The sequence below is a fragment of the Kitasatospora sp. NPDC002227 genome, assembly GCF_040296285.1.
Classification (GTDB): Bacteria; Actinomycetota; Actinomycetes; order Streptomycetales; family Streptomycetaceae; genus Kitasatospora.
The window spans coordinates 20,502-34,156 of the sequence record NZ_JBEOWY010000071.1 but is presented as its reverse complement, the minus strand read 5'-3'; the positions used below and the strand labels follow the sequence as shown (position 1 = coordinate 34,156).

General features: G+C 73.7%; 19 protein-coding genes and 1 pseudogene. 19 read left to right on the top strand and 1 reads right to left on the bottom strand.

The features are described 5' to 3' along the window. Positions 1 to 95: 95 nt before the first annotated feature. From ABT095_RS36130 to ABT095_RS36090, 9 genes and pseudogenes are all read left to right on the top strand, one after another. Positions 96 to 320: pseudogene (locus tag ABT095_RS36130) on the top strand (WhiB family transcriptional regulator); the annotation flags it as partial. Between the two features lie 35 nt (positions 321 to 355). Next, positions 356 to 2,116, top strand: coding sequence for a DUF2637 domain-containing protein (locus ABT095_RS36125; protein ID WP_350533845.1), 1,761 nt, complete (start codon positions 356 to 358; stop codon positions 2,114 to 2,116). Between the two features lie 130 nt (positions 2,117 to 2,246). Further along, complete coding sequence (locus ABT095_RS36120; RefSeq protein WP_350533844.1) at positions 2,247 to 2,399, top strand: hypothetical protein; 153 nt, start codon at positions 2,247 to 2,249, stop codon at positions 2,397 to 2,399. A 138-nt stretch (positions 2,400 to 2,537) separates the two neighbouring features. Beyond that, complete coding sequence (locus tag ABT095_RS36115; protein ID WP_350533843.1) at positions 2,538 to 3,053, top strand: hypothetical protein; 516 nt, start codon at positions 2,538 to 2,540, stop codon at positions 3,051 to 3,053. Between the two features lie 4 nt (positions 3,054 to 3,057). After that, positions 3,058 to 3,240, top strand: coding sequence for a hypothetical protein (locus ABT095_RS36110; RefSeq protein ID WP_030286848.1), 183 nt, complete (start codon positions 3,058 to 3,060; stop codon positions 3,238 to 3,240). Between the two features lie 144 nt (positions 3,241 to 3,384). Then, positions 3,385 to 5,511, top strand: a complete 2,127-nt coding sequence (locus ABT095_RS36105; protein WP_350533842.1) for a hypothetical protein — start codon at positions 3,385 to 3,387, stop codon at positions 5,509 to 5,511. A gap of 13 nt (positions 5,512 to 5,524) precedes the next feature. After that, complete coding sequence (locus ABT095_RS36100) at positions 5,525 to 6,037, top strand: hypothetical protein (protein ID WP_350533841.1); 513 nt, start codon at positions 5,525 to 5,527, stop codon at positions 6,035 to 6,037. Between the two features lie 109 nt (positions 6,038 to 6,146). Beyond that, positions 6,147 to 6,980 (top strand): hypothetical protein, encoded by an 834-nt coding sequence (locus ABT095_RS36095; protein ID WP_350533840.1) that lies wholly within the window; start codon positions 6,147 to 6,149, stop codon positions 6,978 to 6,980. A 1-nt stretch (position 6,981) separates the two neighbouring features. Then, entirely contained in the window at positions 6,982 to 8,433 is a 1,452-nt protein-coding gene (locus tag ABT095_RS36090; protein WP_350533839.1) for an ATP-binding protein, read from the top strand. 7 nt (positions 8,434 to 8,440) lie between these two features. On the opposite strand, the gene ABT095_RS36085 is transcribed toward ABT095_RS36090, so the two are convergent. Beyond that, entirely contained in the window at positions 8,441 to 8,587 is a 147-nt protein-coding gene (locus ABT095_RS36085) for a hypothetical protein (RefSeq protein ID WP_318277776.1), read from the bottom strand. Positions 8,588 to 8,728: 141 nt separating this feature from the next. On the opposite strand from ABT095_RS36085, the gene ABT095_RS36080 reads away from it, so the two are divergent. The 10 genes from ABT095_RS36080 to ABT095_RS36035 all read left to right on the top strand — a co-directional run bounded on the left by ABT095_RS36080 (position 8,729) and on the right by ABT095_RS36035 (position 13,640). After that, positions 8,729 to 8,923, top strand: coding sequence for a hypothetical protein (locus tag ABT095_RS36080; RefSeq protein WP_350533838.1), 195 nt, complete (start codon positions 8,729 to 8,731; stop codon positions 8,921 to 8,923). A 28-nt stretch (positions 8,924 to 8,951) separates the two neighbouring features. Then, positions 8,952 to 9,323, top strand: a complete 372-nt coding sequence (locus ABT095_RS36075) for a hypothetical protein (RefSeq protein WP_350533837.1) — start codon at positions 8,952 to 8,954, stop codon at positions 9,321 to 9,323. Positions 9,324 to 9,516: 193 nt separating this feature from the next. Beyond that, positions 9,517 to 10,152 (top strand): hypothetical protein, encoded by a 636-nt coding sequence (locus ABT095_RS36070; RefSeq protein WP_350533836.1) that lies wholly within the window; start codon positions 9,517 to 9,519, stop codon positions 10,150 to 10,152. Positions 10,153 to 10,255: 103 nt separating this feature from the next. Further along, positions 10,256 to 11,011, top strand: a complete 756-nt coding sequence (locus ABT095_RS36065) for a hypothetical protein (protein ID WP_350533835.1) — start codon at positions 10,256 to 10,258, stop codon at positions 11,009 to 11,011. Between the two features lie 77 nt (positions 11,012 to 11,088). After that, on the top strand, positions 11,089 to 11,331 hold the full coding sequence (locus ABT095_RS36060; protein ID WP_350533834.1) for a hypothetical protein: 243 nt from the start codon (positions 11,089 to 11,091) through the stop codon (positions 11,329 to 11,331). Positions 11,332 to 11,452: 121 nt separating this feature from the next. Further along, complete coding sequence (locus tag ABT095_RS36055; protein WP_350533833.1) at positions 11,453 to 11,815, top strand: hypothetical protein; 363 nt, start codon at positions 11,453 to 11,455, stop codon at positions 11,813 to 11,815. Between the two features lie 73 nt (positions 11,816 to 11,888). Continuing rightward, positions 11,889 to 12,059 carry a hypothetical protein gene (locus ABT095_RS36050; RefSeq protein WP_350533832.1) on the top strand — a complete coding sequence of 57 codons (171 nt, stop codon included), beginning with the start codon at positions 11,889 to 11,891 and terminating at the stop codon, positions 12,057 to 12,059. 18 nt (positions 12,060 to 12,077) lie between these two features. Then, the gene (locus ABT095_RS36045; RefSeq protein ID WP_350533831.1) at positions 12,078 to 12,476 is read left to right on the top strand and encodes an RRQRL motif-containing zinc-binding protein; all 399 of its coding nucleotides are present in this window, start codon (positions 12,078 to 12,080) and stop codon (positions 12,474 to 12,476) included. A 142-nt stretch (positions 12,477 to 12,618) separates the two neighbouring features. Continuing rightward, positions 12,619 to 13,035 (top strand): hypothetical protein, encoded by a 417-nt coding sequence (locus tag ABT095_RS36040; protein ID WP_350533830.1) that lies wholly within the window; start codon positions 12,619 to 12,621, stop codon positions 13,033 to 13,035. 122 nt (positions 13,036 to 13,157) lie between these two features. Beyond that, on the top strand, positions 13,158 to 13,640 hold the full coding sequence (locus tag ABT095_RS36035; protein ID WP_350533829.1) for a hypothetical protein: 483 nt from the start codon (positions 13,158 to 13,160) through the stop codon (positions 13,638 to 13,640). Positions 13,641 to 13,655 lie beyond the last annotated feature (15 nt).

The following is a 13,655-nucleotide window of genomic DNA, read 5'->3' as shown; positions in this document are numbered from 1 at the left end:
CGCGTATCTGCCAGCCAGTCATCTGCATTCAGTCCCGTCGCCACTGACCGCACGCTACCCGAGTCATCAAGCAGCGTGACGGCTAGTTCGGAGAACGCGAAGAGGACCCGGAGCTGTTCTTCCCGATCGGCAACACCGGCCCGGCCCTGCTGCAGATCGAGGAGGCCAAGGCCGTGTGCCGCCGCTGCCCGGTCATGGAGCAGTGCCTGACCTGGGCGCTGACGACCGGCGAGGACGCCGGCGTGTGGGGCGGCATGTCGGAGGACGAGCGCCGCGCGATGAAGCGTCGCGCCGCCCGCAATCGCGCCCGCACCGCCTGACCACCCGACCAGCACATAAGAGAAGGGAGACGGCGATGGCCGTCACCACCCTCCCCCCGGCCGGTCAGGCGGCGCCCGCGTCCGCCCCGGCCGACTCCGTCTACGTCCCCGAGCAGGCCGGCCCCGAGCCGGAGAAGGTCAGGCAGGCGCTGCGGTTCACCGCCGCCGACTGGGTCCTGGCCGGGTTCGGCATCCTGCTGGCCACCGGCGTGTCCGTCATCGGCCTGGCCTCGTCCTACTCGGCGCTGGAGCGCAAGGCCGCGCTCCCCGCCAAGGAGGGCGGCTGGGAGTGGTCCGAGCCGTGGATGCTGCCCATCGGCCTGGACTTGAGCATCCTGGCGTTCAGCATCGTCAACCTGATCCTGATCCGCGTCGACCGCCCGGCCGCGTGGGTCAAGTGGGTGCCCCGCCTTGGCGCGGCCGGCACCGTCTACCTGAACTGGGTGAGCGCCGGGAACCTGGCCTCCCAGATCGGGCACGCGGTCCTTGCCTCGCTTTGGGTGGTGTTCAGCGAGATCGCCGCGCACGTCTACGCGGCGCAGATCGACCAGATCCACCACCGCCCCCGCATGGAAGGCGCCCGCCTCTCCCGCTGGCTGCTCGACCCGATCGCCACGGCGCAGGTCGTCCGGCTGATGAAGCTGTGGGAGATCACCTCCTACCAGCGCGCCCTGGAGCTGTTCAAGGACCGCCAGATCTACCGGCAGCTCCTCACGCAGCGTTACGGAAAGAAGTGGCGCAAGACGGCCCCTACGGACGCGCTGATGCCGCTTACGCTCGCCCGTCTCGGACTCACCGTCGCCGAGGCGCTCGACGTGCCGGCGGATGCGGCCGCTGAGGAGGCCGTACGGGAGCACGAGGCCGGGGTACGGGCGCGAGCCCTCGCCCTACGGCTGCGGGAGGAAGAGGCTACGGCGGCCCTCGCGGAGGTCCAGCGGCAGGCCGAGGTCGACGCCGCGAACGCCCGCGCCGAGGCCGAGCGCCTGCGCGCCCAGGCCGAGCTCGCCAAGGCCCGCGAGGAGGCCCGTACGGCCGCCGACGCGGTGGTACGACAGGCCGAACTCGACCAGAAGCTCAAGGAGGAGAAGGCCGCCGCCGAGGCCGAGCGGCTGCGCGCCGAGGCCGCAGCGAAGGCCGCCGAGGCCACCGCGGCCGCCGAGGCCCGCGCCGCCGAGATCCGCCGCGAGCAGGAAAAGGCGCAGCTCAACTGGGAGGCGGAGCAGACCCAGCTGCGTCTGAAGGCCGAGCAGGCCGAGCTCGCCGCCCGCCAGGAGAAGGAGCGCCTGGAGCGCGAGCACCGCGAGGCCCAGGCCGCCGCCGAGGCGGAGGCACAGCGGGTGCTGGCGCAGAAGCAGAAGGAGGCTGCGGAGGCGGCGGAGAAGGCCGCCGAGGCTCGCCGTAAGGCGGCCGAGGACACTCGGCTCGCCGCCGTTAAGGAGGCGGAGGCCGCCGTAACCCAGGCTGAGGCCGAGCAGCGGGCGGCCGCGGCGAAGGCCGCGAAGGCCGCCGCCGACGCGCAGGCCGCGGAGCTGGAGAAGGCGATGGCCGTAGCCCTGGAGGCCGCGTCCGTAGCCCACGAGAACGCTCGCCGTACCCCGGCCGAGCGCCAGGCCCTGATCGTCGCCGACATGATCGAGAAGTTCGGCGAGGAGGTCGTGACGCTCAGCTACATCGAGCGGGCCCTCGGCATCACCGGCGGCACCCGCCAGGACCGCCGTGACCGCGCCCGGGAGATCGTCGCCGAGCGCCGTAACCAGGCCGCCGGCCGTCGTGACGACACCGCGCAGGCCGCGTAACCCCCGCCCCGCACCGAGCTGATCGGCAGCTCCCCTGCGCCCCAGCACGGCCCGCACCCGGGCCGCCCTGGGGCGCTCGGAAGGCGCCGAGCGCCGAAACCCCTGGTCAGAGCGATGAAGGGATCCCTTGATGAACGCCCTGGAGTACGCGATCGGCCTCCTCCTGACGGTGGCGGCCATCGCAGCGGTCGTGGCCACCCCGTTCCTGCTGGCCCACGCCCGCACCACCCGCGACCACGGCCCCGACTGCTGGTGGTGCCACCCCCGGCTGCGCCGCCGCTGACCTGCCCGGCCTCTCCGCCGGTCACCAGCACGCCATGCGTTCTGGTGGCCGGCGAAGGCGCCGCGGCGCCGAGCACCACGCAGCGACCCGGACATCCGGCCGGAGCCCGGGTCGGTCAACTTCCCTGGAGGACCCCCCATGAACCAGCACCACAACAACGGATGGACGTCGGAGCACCTGCTCAAGCCGCAGGGCACCAACCTCTACGCCGCCCAGCAGCGCGAGCGGCTGCGGCAGATGGCCAACGAGGTCCAGGGCCTGCTGAGCGAGTACCGCTCGGCCCTGGAGGACATTCACATCGACGGCGACAAGCCGCTGGAGGCCAAGGTCCGCGCATTCCGCGCGACCCGGCCGATGGCCGCCCTGGAAAAGCACCTGCGGGCGGCCGTGAACGAGGCCGGAAAGATCGACGCCGCCTACAACCGGCTGTACGTCGAACTCCCCGTCAAGCGCGAGAAGCGCGCCGCCGCCAAGGCGCTCCAGAAGGCCCACAAGGCCGGAATCAAGAACGGGCAGGGAATGCAGGCAGTGAACACGGCGGCGAACCTGCACGGAATCGCCGCCGGATTCACCGACCAGCAGAACGGAAACGGCGACGGAAACGCCCAGGAAAAGCCCGCCGCGACGTTCCTGGATTTCCTGAAGGAGGCGTGAATCCGTGCCGCTCACACCCGGGCAGGCTGCCCACTGGAATCAGCGCATCGCGGCGACCGCGACGAATCCCGACCGCGCCCAGGCGCTGTGGGATCTGGCCCGCGCGATGGCCGGCCGGGACGAGACGGCCTGGGCGGACCTGGTCCGGATGCTCACCGCGTGGACGCAGGCCCGCGCCGGCTCCTGACGGGCCGAGCGACGGGGTGACTCTTCGCGCTCACCGAATCCGCCGCGATGCCGTCATCCGGGGTCTCCACGTGCGCGCACTGTGCGCGCACGCGAGAGGCCCCGGATCGGTGACGCACAGTGACGAACGATCGGAGGCGGCCGGATGGCCGACGACACCACGGGGACCGTGCTCGGCTTCCCCGGCCTGACCCTGCCCGGGGTCGTGGGCGAGGACGGCCCCGGCGACGGCCTGCCGACCCTCGCCCCGCTGACCACCGAATTCGCCCCGCCCGCGTCCCTTTCCGTTCCCGAGGGGCCCGAACTCGGCGGGAATTCGGAAACCGCCGCCCATGGAATGGAAGCCGCCCCGGCCGCCGGTTCCGGCTCCCTGGCCGGGGTCGCCTCGATGTCCACCGTGATGATGGCGGGAATCACGGTCGCCGCCCTGCGCGGCGCCTACCACGCCGTTGGCTACCTGAAAGCCCGAGCGGAGCACTTCAAGGCCGTGAGGGACCAGCAGAACGCAGTCACGGGAAAGGCCAATACCGAACTCGAAAGGGCCCGCGCGGCCGCCCTGGCGGCGCAGCAGCGAGGCCGCATGCAGTCGGGGCCGGAATTCGGGCGGAACTCGCGTGGATCCACCCCGAATTCCTCTCCGAATTCGGGCCGACCGAATAGCTCGGTGCCCTCGACGTTCCGCTCCACCGGGCAGACGGGGCCTGGCGGCCCGCAGCCGAAGAAGCCCGATACGGGCCGTGGAGGCGGGCAGGACGGACGCTCCGGGGCGCAGGGCAGCACCGGGCCCGGGCGGGTCCAGGAGGCCCGCAGGAAGGCCCTGGAGGACTCCGCCCGAAAGGGCCGCCAGGACGGGAATTCCGGAGCCCAAAACGGCTCCCGGAACGGTTCTCTGAACGGCGGTCAGCAACGGCCGCCACGGCAGCCGGCGGGGCCGGACACGATCCGCGGAGCCGCCCGCCAGCGGGCCGCCGACCGGATCCTGAACGGCCCGAAGGACAAGCAGCCGGGCACCGACCGGAAGACTCCGGGCGAGCGGCCGGGCAAGCCCGAGCGGACCCCGGCCGGGCCGGACACGATCCGCGGAGCGGCCCGCCGCCGGGTCGCCGACAGGATCACCACCGGGAGCTGGAAGCCCACCGGCGCCCACAGCGGCTCCGGCGCCACCCCGACCACCATCCGCGGCGCGGTCCGCAAGCGGGCGGTGGACCGGATCCTGAACGGCAAGAAGCCCAAGGGCACGGCGAAGGACGGCACGGCGGACACGACGAAGCCGGCCTCGCCGAGCACCGAGCTCGCCGTGCGGCCCGGATCGACCGGAACCGGGACAGGCACGGCGGGCACCGCGTCGACCGCCGGCGCCCGAAGCAGCCGCCGCACCCGACGGACGTTCACCCCGGGCGGGGAGACCGGGTCCAGGCCCTGGCGGCTGCGCAGGCCCGGCACCACCGCCCCCGGCAGCCCGGAGGACCTCCGGGCCCGCAAGCGCCGAGAGCAGCAGGAACGCAAGACCCGCCAGCACCAGGAGCGCCAGGAGCGCAAAGCACGGCAGACCCGCGAGCGGGCCCAGCGGGCGAACGCCCGCCGCTCGCAGCAGGCCAGCAGCACCGGCACCGGGCCCGCGGGCCAGGCCGCCGGGGCGGGCACCGGCGGGTTCGGTCCGCCGCCCGGCTGGATGCACAGCACGGAGCACAAGGTGCGCCGCTACGACCGGCCCGACCCCGACAAGGCCGCCCCGGCGATCGGCCGGGGCCAGGCCGCGCTGCCGCGCGCCCCGTACAGCGGCCCGCACGCCAGGCCCGGAACCACTCGCTCGACCCCGATGCCGCCGGCATCACCCGTTGGAGGACGACACGTGACCATCCCCGTGCCCAGAACGGGCTCCGGCACCCAGTACGCCGGTGACTCGGACCTGACGATCCACGACGTCATCGAGGCGGATGCCGACATGGCGGAGGAGATTCTGCAGGGCGCCGACGACGCGCGCCTGGCGGCGGAGGGCTGCGAGAAGCTGCTCGGCCGCCTGGAGGCTCTGCATGCCAAGGTCGTCGACCTGAAGGTCCCGGGCGTCCTGGAGGGCATGGTCGCCTCCCTGATCGAGAAGACCGAGGAGGTCAAGGCGAAGGCCGACGCGGTCGCCGAGGCGATCCCGGCCGCCGCGGAGGCCATCGCGGCGGCCGGCACGAACGCGGCCCGCCGTGACAAGCCGGTCGCCGATATCACGCGCGACATGGGCCACGCCGCGCCCGCCGAGCGCGACTACCACGAGAAGTAGGAAGGGAGAGCCGATGTCCGACACCGACCTCGCGCCGGTCGCAAGCCACGCCCCGGCCGCTGTCCACCAGGCCCCCACCGACCGGCCCGCCGGCGGTGGCGGCGATCTGGAGATCTCCACCGGCGGGGTGCTCGCCGCCGCTGGCGAGGTGATCCGCGACGCCGTCAGCTACGGCATCGTGGTCGGCCAGCTCGCCATTGCCGCGGTGCGCCTGGCCTATCTGTCCGAGCAGGTCACAGGCACCTACGAGTACGTCGAGGGCTGCGCGAAGTCGGTGCAGCGCCTCGCGGACCAGGCCGCCGGGATGAACGTCGACCGGGACACCGTCGCCGAGCACCGCGACGCCGCCGCGGTGATGCTCTCCGTCCTGGAGGAGGCCGAGGCCATGGCCGCCGCCACCGCCGAGCTCTCCACCCTGTTCCAGGCCACCGCCGACGCGCACGAGGCCGACTACGGGCCGGTCGACGACGTGATCGCCGCCAAGGAGGGCGAGCTGGCCGACCGCGAGTTCTACGCCAACCGCTGACCCCACCACGGGGCGGCCGGTGCCGCCCGACGGGTCGGCGCCCGGCCGCCCCTTCGCACACCACCGCCCCGCCGCTTCCCCGGCGGCACCCGCGAAGGAGAGCCTTCCGATGATGTCCCTCGGCCCGCTGCGCGGGCGCATCGCCGTTGCCCGCGGCTACGCCGGCCGCACCGCCACCCTCGCCACCACGGCGGGACTGGCGGCCGGCGCGCTCACCACCGACCCCCTGCCCTTCGCCATCACACTCAGCGGCGCCGGGGCCGCCACCGCCTGGGGGCTGATCTGGTCGGCGACCCTCCCGAGCGGCCGCATCCGCGACGCCGCCACCGCCCTCTACCTCGTGGCCCCCGTCAGCGCGGCCGGACTGCTCGTCACCGAGCGCCTGGTCCACGGCCTGCACTGGTGGGAGCTCGCGCTGGACGCCACGTGGGCGCTGGTCACCTGGAAGGTCCGCCCGGCCCGCATGGCCCGCGTCCTGTCCGGCCGCGAGCGCTCCCTCACCCCCGAGGCCGTCCAGCAGGTCCAGGAGCAGCAGGCCGCCGCCCTCGTCCCGGCCGGCTCCACCCACCCGATGTCGATCTGGTGGGCGCAGCGGGTCGCCGTCGAGGGCGGTGTCGCCCCCGGCACCGTCCTGACCGACGTCGAGCGCACCGGCGAGAAGGGGATGACCGCCCTGATCCGCGCCGCCGTCCCCGGCACGCCGGTCCCCACGATCTCCATCACCGCCCTGTCCGCGCTCCTGGACTGGGACGAGGAGGAGATCCGCGTCGAGAAGGTGGCCGGCCGCGGCGCCGGGGTCCGGCGCCTGTCGGTGGGCACCGCCGACCAGGCCGCCCTCGACCCGTACGCGCACTGGGTGAAGAACATCGCCCCCAAGGGCATGCCCGGCACGGTCATCACCGGCGTTCGCATCATCGACACCGACACGAAGGAACTGCACTGACATGGGGCTCATCTACGAGCTGACCGTCCAGGCCCCGCCCGGCGACGTCATCGGCTACGACATGGCCCGCCTCGCCGACGCGATGAACATCAAGGACCCCGCCCGCCTCGCCGTCGAGACCCACGGCAGCCGCGGCCTGGTCACCATCTACCCCGAAGACCCGCTCGCCGACGTGATCCTGCCCGACCCCGAGTGCCTGGTCATCGACGCCACCGGCCGGATCTGGGTCGGCCTGCACCACAACGGGCGCCGCACCCGGCTGCGCCTGTACGACCCGAAGGCCGGCTCGGCGCAGCGCATGCTGCTGTTCGGCACGACCGGCGCGGGGAAGTCCACCGGCGGGCAGATCATCCTCGCCGCGATGAAGCGCTCCGGCATCGGCGTGTTCTACGCCGACCTCAAGGGCGGCCAGTCCGCCCCCGAGGCGCGCGGCAACTGCGACTGGTGCGTCTACACGCAGGAAGGCGCCATCGCCCAGCTGCGGACCTTCTGGAACGTCATGAAGGCCCGCGAGATCCGGTACGCCGCCGCGGGCCGGTCGAAGTTCCTGATGAACCGCCCGGACCCGCTGATGTACATGGTGGTGGACGAGGCGAACCGGCTGCTGGAGAAGGGCGCCCCCTACCGGGACGAGGCGACGTTCTACATCAAGGACATCGGCCGCACCGGCCGCAGCCTGGGCATGGGCATCGCGCTGTTCGCGCAGGCCGGCCACCTCGAGGAGCTCGGCGGCTCCGACACCCTGCGCTCCATGCTCAAGGAGGGCGAGGTGATCCTGCTGCGCTGGACGTCGAACCTGATGCGCCAGCTCGTCTCCGACGGCCTGCTGCCCGCCGGGCAGAAGCTCGCCCAGATCCCCAAGTACGCCGGCGCCGTCGAGCTCGTGTCGCAGTTCGACGACACCGAAGCGGACGAGGACCGGCCCGGCACCCAGGGCAGCGGCTACCACCTCTCCGGCCTGCACCCCACCGCCCGCATGCGGTTCTTCAAGGTCGGCTCCGAGGTGCCGACCGAGGGCCTGGACCCCGAGATGCTCGCCCTGTACGGCGACGGCCCGCACGCCACGCTCGAGAAGGAGTCCTGGCAGGACGCGGGCGAGGCCTACATCGGGAAGCTGGACGGGATGGAGGCCTACCAGGCCGCGTGCCCGGAGAAGTTCGAGGAATCCGAGGACGGCGGCGCGGGCGGCCGGGGTCGCGGCGGTGGCGGCGGGAACCGGGGTGGGGGCGGGCGGGGTGCGCGCAGCGCGCCGGTCCCCGTCATCCCTGCCTCCGCTCCCGAGCCGCGGACGGCCTCCCGGCTCAACCTCACCGACCGGGTCCTGGCGGTGCTGGAGAGCACCGACGGCGAGGACCTGGACGACCTGGAGGTCCTCGCCGCTGTCAACGCCGACGGCGGCCGCAAGGTCAGCCTCGGCGGTGTCCGCAACGCGCTCACCGGCCTGCGTGGCTGATCAGCGGTCAGTCGTCGTCGCAGAAGTTCTCCGCGTCGCAGTTCCAGCAGAACCAGGACTCGGGGACCTCCACGACGTTGCAGCAGTCGCAGCCCTCGCCGTGTACCCGGTTGTCCGCATCGCAGTTCCAGCAGGCGTAGTGCACGTGCGCCACCACAACCCCCTCGTCTCCCAGCCCCCACCCCAGTGGTGCGGGGCGCAGCCCGAACCTGACGTACCACCAGGCCGGACCAGCAAACACCACACCCGGCCCGCCCGTCCGCCCAACCCACCAACAACCCGCCAGGAGCCAGCCGTGGCCGTCACCGTCTCCCTCGCCGTCCTCTTCGGCATCATCACCGCCGTCCTCTACCGGAGCCGCGCGGTCGGCTTCTGGCCCGCCTTGGCCCTCGTGTTGTTCGGCTTCACGCTCTCCTCCACCGGCGCCGGCCCCGCCATCAACCAGCTGCTCACCAACCTGGTCACCGCGCTCAGCAACGCCGCCTCCTGACCCGCCACGCTGCCGGAAGGACCCGTCCGTGAACCCCAGCCGCCCCGCTCGTCCCGCGCCCATGCGCATCTCCGGCCAGGTCAGCACCGTCGACCTGCTCCTCGCCGAGGCCTCCCTCGACCCGCGCATGCGGTTCCAGCCCTGCATGGGCACCTTCGAGGACGCCGTCACCTCGCTCGCCGCCCACCGGGCCCTGATGGAGCTGTGCCTCCACAGGGCGCTGCCCGCCGCGCCCCGGCGCTGCGAGCTGCCGCCCGGCCCGGCCCGCGCCGACGTGGTCGTCCTGGACGAGGCCGCGTACCTGATCGGCCAGTCCCGCACCGGCAAGCAGTCGCCCGAGACGGCCCGCCTCATCCGCCAGATCATCGCCGCCGGCCGCACCACCCGCATCAACGACTGATCACCTCGCCGCCACCCCGGCCGTGCCCGCCCCACCCGGAGCGGCGGGCACGGCCGTCTGCCGAGCAGTAGCCGCCTCGCTCCCGGCCTCTCCGGGGGCCGCCGGACCCCGCCCGTCAACCGGGCCGGGCCCGGCGGCCCCAGAAGGCGCCGCGGCGCCCCCGCACCCACCTCCCACCTCGAAGGAGACCGCCATGCCCGGCACCGACCGGCCCGCCGACCAGCAGGTCATCCTCCTGGAGCCCGGCTACCTGCCCGCGAACGTGGACGGCAGCCTCGTCGCCGTCCCGATGAGTCCCGACGCCCGCGACACCACGAGCGTGTCCGCACTCGTCGACGGCGAGGCCGCCGCCGTGCCCGTCTTCGACGTGAGCGCCCACCTGGACGCCATGGCCGCCCGCCTGGCCGACCACCGCCGCGCCGTCGACGCCCAGGCCCCCGTTGCTGCGGCCGCACCGGCCGCCGACCCGGGCCTGCCGCTGGCGATCCGCCAGTACGTCCTGTACGGCTCCATCGCGTCCCTGGCGGCCGGCGGGGCGGTGTGGATGCTCGGCGCCGCCGTCGCCGAGGTCGCCCCGCACGCCGACCAGCTCGGCGACCTCCTCAAGTGGGCCGCCGTCCTCGTCGCCGCCGTGGTGCTCGGCGTGGCCGGCCTGCTCGGCAAGCTCCGCTCCGTCACCGCCGGGGCGAAGGGCGTGTCCGCGACGGCCAGCGGCGACGGAGCCAGCGCGACCGGCACCGTCCTGGCGCTGGTCCACCGCAACCACACCACGACCATCGGCAAGCAGTCCGCCGGCTGGCGCGGGGTGATCAACAACCACAACGGCTGAGCCGGTCACCAACCCGACCGGCTTTTTCGCACCACGCCGCCGGGCCGGACGCACGACGCGGTCGGCCCTTCACCGCACCATCACCCAGAACAGGAAACCTGCCGTGAACCAGCCCACCTCCCCGTTCGGACAGCACCAGCCCGGCACCTCTTCCGACGAGCAGCAGCCCGACACGCTGCGCGAGGCCACCGCCCGCAAGTTCCGCACCGCCACCGCCCCCGGCGGCTGGCTCGACCAGCGCCGCCGCGACCTGGTGAACGCCATCGACGACTGGGACGACGCCGAGCACTGGGTCCGCGTCCTCACCTACACCGTGGCCCTCGCGCTCGGCGTCTGGGTCCTCGGAACCGCCGGCGGCGTCATCCTCCAGGGCGCAGCCGCCGTCATCGGCGCCGTCCACCTGCCCGAACAGCTTCCCGGCAGCGGCCTGGCCGCCACCATCACCCGTCCCGTCCACGCCTACCTCGCCGCCCACACACCCGCATCGCTCACTGCCACCGCCGCGTACGGCACGTGGAAGACCTTCGGCTTCGCCGCCGGGGCCTTCGCCTGCTTCTCCCAGGCCGCGACCTGGCGCCTGGCCTGGACCGCCTGGTCGATCGCCACCGTCGCCATGGTCTGGAGCGGCACCGACCCCGCCGGCCGCACGGTCGCCGTCGGCATCACCGCGGCCGCCCTCGCCACCGCCTCCGCCCTTGCTCTGCGCGGCATCACCTTCAGCCTGCGCCCGCTGGTGATCAACAGGACCGAAGTCCAGCCGCAGATCACCGTCCAGGCCCCCGCGCCCCAGCCCTCCGCCGGAACGGCCCGGCTCACGTCGCTGCCGAACCCCTCCGGCCCGTTCGACCAGCGCCACTGACCCGCCCCCGGGTGGCGGCCCGCCGGCCGCCGCCCCACCACCTGCCCCGCACCGCCGACAGGAAGGCCCCACCACCGATGAGCTGGGCGATATCCCGCGAAGCCCGCATCGCAGCACTCTACGAACGGCTCCACCACCGCTCCGCCATCCTGGCCGGCCTCACCCCCGGCAGCCCCTCCCACGCGGGCATCCAGGCCGAATGCGACGCCATCCACGCCGAGATCCGGCGCCTGGAAGCCGCCCTCGGCATCTCCCCCAAGGCCGTCCTGGTCACCATCGGCCTCGTCCTGCTGATCGCCTGGAGCCTGCTCCACCACTGACGACCGGGCACTGACGCTGCCCACCACCGCGCCCCGCCCCCGTGCCAGCCAGGCCCGGCGGCGGGGCGCCGTGGTGAGCGGCGCGGCCGCCCGGCCGACACCCGCCATCAAGGGAGCGACCATGCCCAAGACCGCCACCGACACCCCGACCTTCGCCGACCTTGCCCAGCGTTACGGCAAGGCGCTCGCCTACATCGCCGGCAGCGACACCGGCAACACCGTCCCCGCCGAGCCGACCGCCGCCACCCCCGCCGAACTCGTCCAGCTCGCCCGGGACGCCGTCGACACCCTCAACCATTGCCGCTTCTGGAACTGGGCCGAGGCGATGGAGGACGTCGCGATCCGGCTCGACTACGCCCACCAGGCTGAGGACGACGCCGCGCGGACCGCCCTGCTGCAGGGCGCTGACAAGGCGCTGCGCTCCACCGCCTACGACGCCGCGTGCGAGCTCGCCGACGCCAACGGCGACCCCCGCGACTTCTGACCAGTCCCGGCCGGGACCGCCCGCGCGGTCCCGGCCGATCCCCTGCCCCCGTCCAGACCACCGAGAGGAAGCCGTGCCCGACTTCGACGTCAAGGTGATCAACACCGACGACTACCCGCTGATCATCACCGTCGACAAGAACAGCGTCGCCGACGTCCACGGCAAGATCCCGGCCGCCACGGTGGCCGGCATCCTGCGCCACCTTGCCGCGCACTTCGAGCAGCAGGCCACCACCACCGGCTGACCCAGGAAGGAGAGCGCAGTGCGCGCGATCGACCTCGACCCGACCGGCGAGAAGAACGGCGGCACCCCGACTTTCCCCTGGAAGTTCGGCCCCGCGAAGGAACGGATGGCCACCCGCCGCCAGCTGCGCGAGATGGGCCTGCGCCCTGGCGGCCAGGCGGTCGCCGCCCAGGTGGTCTGCCGGGGCGGCAAGCGCGTCGGTCACCTCTTCCCGGTCTCCGGCGCCAAGCCGGTGCGGCCGATGACCCCGGCCCGTGCCCGTGCCCTCGCCGCCGCGATGAAGGCCCGGATGACGTGCCCGCTCTGCCGCGTCACCTACGACTTCTGCCTGCCGCTGCGCTCGCTCGGCTCTTGCCTGCCGTGCAGTGAACTGTCCGACGAGGAACGCGAGCAACTCGCTGCACTCGCCGGCTCCTGACGATCCCCCGTTCCACCGGGCCGTGACGCTGCCCACCACCGCGCCCCGCCCGTCGCGCCGACCAGGCCCGGCGCGCGGGGCGCCGTGGTGCGTGGCGCGGCCGCCTGGCCGAACCCGCCCAGCACCGCCCTTGGAGGAATCCATGAACCAGCGCCTGCTCCGGCTGCTGCCCGCCCGCCTCGCACACCGCCTCGGCTACCGCCTCGCCCTTCACGACCCGGCCGACCTGGCCGCCGCCCTGGAGGCCAATCTCGACCGCGCCCGCGCCGACCTCGACGCCGAAAACCGCGCCGCCCTGAGCAAGCTCACCTCGCCGCTGGAGTTCCAGCCCGGCTTGGTCGACCTGCACCAGGAGAGCGCCGACATCGTCATCTACCTGTGCGGCGTCGCGGCCGCGTCCGAGACCAACCTCAACCTGCACGACCCCCGCCAACGCGCCCTCTACCGGGCGCTACTGGAGGCCCTCACCGCGTCCGAGAAGCTCCGCGCTCTCGTCGCCGAAGCGGCCGCCCTGGCCCTGCCGGCCGACGAGAGCGCCGCCGAACTCCAGCACAGCTGAGCCGTCCGGGCCCCGACGCTGCTCACCACCGCGCCCGCCTGCTGAGCCACCCAGGCCCAGCAGGCGGCGCCGTGGTGCGTGGCGCGGCCGCCCGGCCGCACCCACCATCTCCCGGAGGACCAGTGAAGACCGACACCGCCGCTGCCCGCTTCGCCGCCGCCTACGCTCTGCTGCGCGCCGGGGCGGACGTCGGCGATCACCTCGTCCAAAGCGACCACTGCGCCCGCACCAAGGGCGCCACCGACCAGGCCCCGGCGATCGGCGACGACGGCACCGTCCACGGCACCGCAGCCGGCCGCCGCGCCTGCGCCCTCCACGTCCTCACCTACACCGCCACGCAGGCCGGAGCCCTCCTGATCGGGGCCCGGGCGCTGGGCCTGCGGCTGCGCCCCGGCCAGGTCGCCGCGGCTCTCGCGATCTCGGGCCTCACCCACTACGCCATCGACCGCCGCGTCCCGGGCGGTCTGCTGCAGCGGTTCGCCGACGCCACCGGCAAGGGCAACTTCTTCCGCCTCGCCGACCACGGCATCAACGGCGCGTACTGCATGGACGGAGCCGTCCACCACGCCTTCGAGACGGTCGCCGCCGCCGTCCTGGCCCGCTGACGACCGCTCACCAGC

Excerpts from the sequence above, each read along its gene's own strand:
- ABT095_RS36125 (WP_350533845.1), top strand. The coding sequence starts at position 356 with ATGGCCGTCACCACCCTCCCCCCGGCCGGTCAGGCGGCGCCCGCGTCC.
- ABT095_RS36120 (WP_350533844.1), top strand. The coding sequence starts at position 2,247 with ATGAACGCCCTGGAGTACGCGATCGGCCTCCTCCTGACGGTGGCGGCC.
- ABT095_RS36115 (WP_350533843.1), top strand. The coding sequence starts at position 2,538 with ATGAACCAGCACCACAACAACGGATGGACGTCGGAGCACCTGCTCAAG.
- ABT095_RS36105 (WP_350533842.1), top strand. The coding sequence starts at position 3,385 with ATGGCCGACGACACCACGGGGACCGTGCTCGGCTTCCCCGGCCTGACC.
- ABT095_RS36100 (WP_350533841.1), top strand. The coding sequence starts at position 5,525 with ATGTCCGACACCGACCTCGCGCCGGTCGCAAGCCACGCCCCGGCCGCT.
- ABT095_RS36095 (WP_350533840.1), top strand. The coding sequence starts at position 6,147 with ATGATGTCCCTCGGCCCGCTGCGCGGGCGCATCGCCGTTGCCCGCGGC.
- ABT095_RS36090 (WP_350533839.1), top strand. The coding sequence starts at position 6,982 with ATGGGGCTCATCTACGAGCTGACCGTCCAGGCCCCGCCCGGCGACGTC.
- ABT095_RS36070 (WP_350533836.1), top strand. The coding sequence starts at position 9,517 with ATGCCCGGCACCGACCGGCCCGCCGACCAGCAGGTCATCCTCCTGGAG.
- ABT095_RS36060 (WP_350533834.1), top strand. The coding sequence starts at position 11,089 with ATGAGCTGGGCGATATCCCGCGAAGCCCGCATCGCAGCACTCTACGAA.
- ABT095_RS36055 (WP_350533833.1), top strand. The coding sequence starts at position 11,453 with ATGCCCAAGACCGCCACCGACACCCCGACCTTCGCCGACCTTGCCCAG.
- ABT095_RS36040 (WP_350533830.1), top strand. The coding sequence starts at position 12,619 with ATGAACCAGCGCCTGCTCCGGCTGCTGCCCGCCCGCCTCGCACACCGC.